We start from the raw sequence: 5096 nt of genomic DNA on the forward strand, positions 1-5096 counted from the left end.
TGGCCGGCAGGGGGTTTGTCAAAATGGCGGCGCAGGTCGTCGTAACCGCCGATACGTTTGCCGTCAATAAAGGTTTGTGGCGTCGTTTTCACCTCATGTTGCTGCTTAAATTCATCGGTTTGTGCCCTAGATGTCAATAGATGATCTGACACCTCAAACCCCTGCTGCTTTAGCAGATGTTTTGATTTCAGCCCAAACGGGCAGATATGTTCAGCTGTTTTCATCCGGTACAACGTGGCTTGCTTAGTCATTTGCTCCTCCGTCAGTAAGATTAAAAGACTGTTGCGATAAAGACAGTATAGACAGTCACTTTTCCTAACCATTCAGATAAACCGCCCGGAACTGATTGCCATTGCTCAGGTCAAAGCGGGGCGTTACACTGTGCGCGTTTTTTAACCGGGAGTAATGAAGATGAGTAAAACAGCGGCAACTGAGCATGGCCGCGGTGAAATCCGCGATAATGCAGTAAAAGCCTTAGTCACCAGCAAACTGTTTCAGACCAGAGTGGTGAAGGCGAAGAAGGGCAAAGGCTCGTATAAGCGAAAAGGGCGTAATTCCAAAGATTACGCCCTTTTTGTTTTGGTGTATCACTAACCTTTTAAGCGCTCATTTTGTGGAAACATCGCTTTGCGGGCGTCATCATCCATCTCGGTTTTAAACTGATGCTGTGTTTTCAGTGCTTCAGCGCGCTGCGCCGCCGGGCGGGCATTAATGGTATCCAGCAACCGTTTTACATTCGGCAATTTTGCAAAAGCGTTTTCACCCAGCGCAAAGGGTAATACCCGCGCCCCCCCCCATACGGCCATATCAACCAGGCTATAATGCTCACCCAGCATATACGGCTGTTTGGCTAACTGCTGCTCAATAATGTTCCAGTGCCGCCAGGCTTCAAATTCATAGCGGTTAACCGCGTAAGCTTTGGGTTCAGGAGCAAAATGATTAAAGTGCACATATTGGCCGGTGTAAGGGCCAATACCGGTTGCGATAAACATTAACCAGGACAGCATTTCCCCGCGGCGCTGTGGCGTATTGTCTGCCAGAAACTGACCGCTTTTCTCTGCCAGATACAATAAGATCGCATTGCTATCAAACACAGTAGTGTCACCATCAACAATCGCCGGCGTCTTGCCATTAGGGTTAATGGCAAGAAACTCCGGGCTATGTTGTTCGCCTTTACGCGTATCTACCGGCGCCATTTTATACGCCAGGCCGGTTTCTTCCAGTAACAGCGCCACTTTTGCCGGGTTAGGTGACGGATGGTAGTAAAACGTGATCATAGCTGCTCCTTGATATCGGCGTTGAGCCGGTCATTATGTCATTTCTTGGGATTGACACCGTGAAACTTAAGACCGCACTGCAACATATTGCACCAGCTGACGCCATAGCACAGCTGCCTTAAGCCACGTCGGCTGGCACTATATGCTTAGCCGCCAGCTTAAGGCGTAATTTGCTGATCAACACATACACCGCTGGTGTGGTGTAAAGCGTCAGTAACTGGCTGACCAGCAAGCCACCGACGATGGTAATACCCAATGGCTGGCGCAGCTCGGAGCCTTCGCCGACGCCGAGCAACAGCGGCAGGGCTCCCAGCAAAGCGGCAAAGTTAGTCATCAGAATTGGTCTTAAGCGCTGCTGCGCGGCCAGTGCAACGGCCTCCATGGCTGATAGCCCCTGCTGCCGCTCAGCAGCCAGCGCAAAATCGACCAGCAAAATAGCATTTTTCATCACTATACCGATTAACAGGAACAGCCCCAGCAAGGCGATCAGGTTAAAATCACCGCCGGTAAGATACAGCGCCAGCAAAGCACCCAGGGCCGCGCAAGGCAGTGTCGATAAGATGGTCAGCGGTTGCAGTAAGCTTTCATACAGCACACCCAGCAGTAAGTACACCGCCACGATGACACCAATGATCAACCAGGTTTGATCGCCTGTGCTGAACATAGCGTTACGCTGGTTCTCGCCGCTTATGGCATGAATAGCACCCGGCACCATCAGCTCTGCCAATGCCTGATCAATCGCCGCCGATGCTTGCTGCACCGTGACGCCCTCAGCCAACGCATAACCGATATTTACCGAGGCAAACTGGCCATCATGCTGTACCCGGTCGGTCGCCAGGCCATACCGATAACTGGCAATCGCCGCCAGCGGAATTTGCTGGCCGTCTGCGGTCACAATCTGCAGTTGCTGCAGCACTTCTGGCTGGGCCGTGTAACCTGGCAGTAACTCCATCACGACGCGGTACTGGTTCTGCTGATCATACAACGTAGCCACCTGGCGCTGAGAAAAAGCATTGTTGAGCAAGGTTGCCACGGTGCGCATATCGACACCGAGGCGCTGCGCGGCTTCGCGGTCTATCTGCAACTCTATTTGCTGCGCATCTTCACCGCCAGGCGTATTTACATCGACCAGCTCAGGCACTTCCTGCAGTTTCTCACCAACCTTTTTGCCCCACTGACGCAGCAGCGGCAAATCATCAGACAGCAGTTGTACTTCATAATCACTGCGACTAAACGGCGACGATAAACGGATATCCTGATCGACGTTCATAAATAAAATGCCACCCGGCACTTTCGGTGCATTGTTGCGTAGCCGGTCTACTACTTCTCGGGCGGAGATTTGCCGCTCGGCCAACGGTTTTAACCGCACCCGCATCCAGGAGTTACTGACACCGGTATTGCCGCCAGCAGAGCCGGTCAGATCGGCTACAGCCGGGTCTTGCAGCACATACTGGCGAAAGGCTTCTATCTTCGGCTGCATCATCTGGTATGACGCGCCATCATCGCCGCGGACAAAACCATTTAATTGGCCGGTATCCTGCTCGGGCAGTAACCCTGCCGGCACCTTGCTAAACAGCCAACCGGTGGCTGCGAACAGCAGCACCAGCAATACCAACAGCGCGCGGTAATGCAGCAAAGCCCAGTCAATACTGCGCCGGTAGCCGGCACTAATGCGACTGAATATGCCGTTACTTTGCTGCGCCGGGCCGCTTTTTAGCAGCAGCGCTGACAAACTGGGTGTCAGTGTCAGTGAGATCAGCAGTGAAATCACCATCGCCGCTACCAGCGTAATGGAGAACTCGCGGAACAGCCGTTCGACCAGCCCGCCCATAAACAGAATGGACAGGAAGATCACTATCAGCGCCAGGTTCATCGACAGTAAGGTAAAGCCTACTTCAGCTACGCCTTGTCTTGCTGCCTGCAGCACGGGCAAACCACGCTCCAGATGGCGGCGGATATTTTCAACCACCACTATGGCATCATCCACTACCAGACCCGCTGCGACGATCAGCGCCATTACCGATAGATTATTCAGTGAAAAGTCGCACAGGTACATCACGGTAAAAGCACCGACCAACGACACCGGTATGGCCAGGCTGGGAATAAGCGCACTGCGTAAGTTACCCAGAAATGCCCACACCACCAACACCACCAGCGCCACGGCAATCAGCAGGCTAAGTTGCGCTTCGGCCAGCGTCGCGCGGATCACCGGGCTGCGATCCATCACTACGGTTAAATCGGCACCAGCCGGACTTAATGCCTGCAGCAGCGGTAATTGCTGATAAATGGCGTCGATGGTTTCAACAATATTGGCTCCGCTGCGGCGGCTGACCAGCAGAATAACGGCGTCTTTGTCGTTATGAAAGCCCGAGCTGTAACGGTTTTCTGTCGAGTCGGTCACCAGCGCCACATCTGATAAACGTATGGCAGCGCCATCGACATACTTCACCACCAAATCCTGATAGTCAGTGGCCTGGCGCAACGTTTCACTGGTGGCGAGTTGCCAGCGCAGCGTATCAGTTTCCAGCACTCCCAGCGGTACCGAGGCATTGACGGCACTGATGGCACTGCGTACTTCATCCAGCGCCACACCATAGTGTGTCAGCATACCGGGGTTCAGTTGCACCCGCACGGCCGGCAGCGACGAGCCGGACACCTCGACTTCCCCGACGCCACTAATACGTGCCAACTTCTGCGCCAGTACGGTGGAGGCGTTGTCATACAGCACACTGCCGGCCAGATGTGAAGAACTGAGCGCCAGCGCCATAATCGGTGCCTGCGACGGGTTAAACTTACGGTACACCGGATTACCCGGCATACCGGATGGCAACTGGCCACGCGCAGCATTAATTGCCGCCTGCACTTCGCGCGCGGCATCGTCTACGTTGCGGTCCAGCTCAAACTCCAGCCGTACCTGAGTTGACCCCTGGTTGCTGGACGAGCTAATGCGGCGAATACCGGAAATACTACCCAGTGCCCGCTCCAGTGGTGTGGCGACAGTCGCCGCCATACTTTCCGGGCTGGCACCGGGCAGACTGGCGGTCACCACAATCATCGGAAAATCAATCGCCGGCAACGGTGATACCGGCAGCAAACGCCAGCTCAATAACCCCAGTAGCATAATAGCGGTGGCAATTAAGCCACTGGCGACCGGCCGTTGAATAAAAGGTTGCGCCAGGTTCATGCTGTTACAGCCCGGGTATCGCGCTGGCGTACCAGACGGTCAAACCATAAATACACCACCGGCGTGGTAAACAGTGTCAGTACCTGACTGACCAGCAAACCACCGACCATGACCAGGCCCAGCGGCTGGCGTAGCTCTGCCCCCGAGCCCGACGCCAGCATCAGTGGTATAGCGCCAAATAAAGCTGCCAGAGTGGTCATCAGAATGGGTCTGAACCGCATCAGCGCCGCCTGATAAATCGCATCGCGTGGCGACATACCCTGATTACGCTGCGCATCCAGTGCAAAGTCGACCATCATAATGCCGTTTTTCTTCACCAGACCAATCAGCAACACTATGCCAATAACAGCAATCAGATCCAGCGGCTGCCCGGTCAGCAGTAACGCCGCCAACGCGCCTACCGTGGCAGATGGCAATGTCGATAAAATAGTCACCGGGTGAATAAGGCTTTCGTACAAAATGCCCAGCACAATATACATAGTGATAATAGCGGCCAGTACCAGCCACAAAGTGTTACTGAGCGAGGCGCGGAATGCTTCAGCGGCGCCCTGAAAACTCAACTCTACTTCAGCCGGCAATTGCAGTTGCTGCTGCACCTGCTCAATGGCCGCTACCGCCTCACCGAGTGAATAGCC

5 protein-coding genes are annotated in these 5096 nt (G+C 54.2%); 1 reads left to right on the top strand and 4 read right to left on the bottom strand.

Annotation, left to right across the window (positions count from 1 at the left end; translation table 11 throughout):
* On the bottom strand, positions 1-251 hold a 251-nt coding region (locus VIN66_RS13140), incomplete at its 3' end, for a glutaredoxin (protein ID WP_331924400.1).
* A gap of 160 nt (positions 252-411) precedes the next feature.
* On the opposite strand from VIN66_RS13140, the gene VIN66_RS13145 reads away from it, so the two are divergent.
* Positions 412-594 carry a ribosome alternative rescue factor ArfA gene (locus VIN66_RS13145; RefSeq protein ID WP_331924401.1) on the top strand — a complete coding sequence of 61 codons (183 nt, stop codon included), beginning with the start codon at positions 412-414 and terminating at the stop codon, positions 592-594.
* On the opposite strand, the gene VIN66_RS13150 is transcribed toward VIN66_RS13145, so the two are convergent.
* The 3 genes from VIN66_RS13150 to VIN66_RS13160 form a co-directional block, all read right to left on the bottom strand.
* A complete protein-coding gene (locus VIN66_RS13150) occupies positions 591-1277 on the bottom strand; it encodes a glutathione S-transferase family protein (protein ID WP_331924402.1) in 687 nt (228 codons plus the stop codon). The two genes, VIN66_RS13145 and VIN66_RS13150, sit on opposite strands and share 4 nt — an antisense overlap.
* 118 nt (positions 1278-1395) lie before the next feature.
* The gene (locus VIN66_RS13155) at positions 1396-4461 is read right to left on the bottom strand and encodes an efflux RND transporter permease subunit (RefSeq protein WP_331924403.1); all 3066 of its coding nucleotides are present in this window, start codon (positions 4459-4461) and stop codon (positions 1396-1398) included.
* Positions 4458-5096 (bottom strand): efflux RND transporter permease subunit (locus tag VIN66_RS13160; RefSeq protein ID WP_331924404.1); only part of this gene is annotated, 639 nt, incomplete at its 5' end. The genes VIN66_RS13155 and VIN66_RS13160, both read right to left, overlap by 4 nt.

Source organism: Rheinheimera sp., from assembly GCF_036568245.1.
Taxonomy (GTDB): Bacteria; Pseudomonadota; Gammaproteobacteria; order Enterobacterales; family Alteromonadaceae; genus Alishewanella.